At 42.1% G+C, this 1,491-nt stretch carries 1 protein-coding gene and 1 pseudogene; both read right to left on the bottom strand.

Annotated features, from left to right (window positions below; translation table 11 throughout):
* Positions 1-98 precede the first annotated feature (98 nt).
* Positions 99-992 carry a carbon-nitrogen hydrolase family protein gene (locus WMO64_RS17010; protein WP_349232763.1) on the bottom strand — a complete coding sequence of 298 codons (894 nt, stop codon included), beginning with the start codon at positions 990-992 and terminating at the stop codon, positions 99-101.
* 45 nt (positions 993-1,037) lie between these two features.
* A pseudogene (locus tag WMO64_RS17005) lies at positions 1,038-1,238 on the bottom strand (helix-turn-helix domain-containing protein); the annotation flags it as partial.
* Positions 1,239-1,491 lie beyond the last annotated feature (253 nt).

The following is a 1,491-nucleotide window of genomic DNA, read 5'->3' as shown; positions in this document are numbered from 1 at the left end:
AATGGCTCTTTTTATTTGCCATTGGGGTGCTCACTTTTTGAGTACCATTTGCTACATTTTCATTTTACCGAAAACATCTCATATATTTTCCTCTCTTTTTAGTTGTTGCGTATAAATGGTTTTTTTACTTCAAAGCTAACCAAGTCCGTGTAGGCCGCAGGTTTTCGGTAAGCATTTCCCCATGTTTCCTGCTCCCGATATGCTCTAATGCGATCCATGTCAAACTCTGCAATCAAAATATCTTCCAAAATGTCGTTGGCCTTTACGATCGCATTGTCCAGGCAATTTCCATTTTCATCAAATACCACAGGGGAAAAAGCACAGGAACCGCCCCATCCTTCGCCCGGATAGTTTGCCATTGCAACCCCAACCATATTTTCAAAAGCTCTTGTATTCAGCTGATTGATTCTAAGAGGGTTCATATCGCAGGCGTTGGGAACCAAAATGATTTCCGCACCTTTCAGCATTAGCACACGGGCGCTTTCTGGAAATTCCCGGTCATAACAGATCATTACGCCTATTTGAATCCCTTCAAAGTCACACACCTTAAATTCGCTGCCATGCTGCAACAGCTTTTCTAATGAAAAATCGCAGGTATGGACTTTGGCATAGTTCAGAAGGATACTCCCGCTTCGGTCAATGATTATAGCGGTGTTTTGGAATTTTTCATCTGCCTTTGATAAAAATGTAGCGCAAACTCCAATCTTGTATTTTTGGGCAGCGTCTTTTATAGCGGCTACATAGTCGCTTTCGATTGTGACAGCACTTTCCAGCCATTCTTTGCGCTCTTCTTCAAAAGCAGGGTTGGTCGGATTGTCAAAAGCTCCATCAAACGGTGCAGCATATCCGTTAGACCACATTTCTGGAAAAAGCACAATATCTGCACCCATGCAGCTTGCTTCTTTTATATATTGAACGGCCAACTCCAAATTTCTGTTTTTGTTATTTGGTATAGCTTTCTTTTGTACCAGAGCAATTTTAATTGTAGACATCTATCTCCCTCCTGCGTCATCCCTTTAGCTCAGTGTGTTTTCTGTATCGTGTGCCAATTCAATTACATCAGCTATGTCACAATCCAGAGTTTTACAAATCCGCAGGAGTGTTTCCATACTGATATGCTTTCCTTTGCCCATGTTGGCAATCATATTAGTGGTTAGACCGGCGGCAAGCCGCAAATCCTCTTTCCTCATGCCACGCTCTTTCAATGTGTTCCATAGTGGCTGATAACTAATGTGCATAGGCTTCCTGCCTTTCTCCCTGTTGTCAAGTATTCTACTTCTATTATAGCAAAAATCTTGTGTTTCCACAATATTTCTTGACCGCACCGCCGGTTCCGTCTGGATTGTGCTTTTCCTTTCTTTGCTTTTGTTACATCTAATTAGCCATGAGTTGCTTGATGCCCTGGCTTTTTACCGATGTGCGATAAAGAAGTAATAGAAGTGTAAAAAATTTTGCCGTTCCTATCCGGCACTTGCGCATTGTGTCGGATAG

Source organism: Pseudoflavonifractor intestinihominis, from assembly GCF_040096055.1.
In the GTDB taxonomy this organism is placed as follows: Bacteria; Bacillota; Clostridia; order Oscillospirales; family Oscillospiraceae; genus Pseudoflavonifractor; species Pseudoflavonifractor intestinihominis.
The sequence above is the reverse complement of the archived record's forward strand: the minus strand, read 5'-3'. Positions and strand labels throughout refer to the sequence as shown.

What these genes read in the sequence shown, in the direction of transcription:
- WMO64_RS17010 (WP_349232763.1), bottom strand. Translation starts at nt 992, where the DNA reads ATGTCTACAATTAAAATTGCTCTGGTACAAAAGAAAGCTATACCAAAT.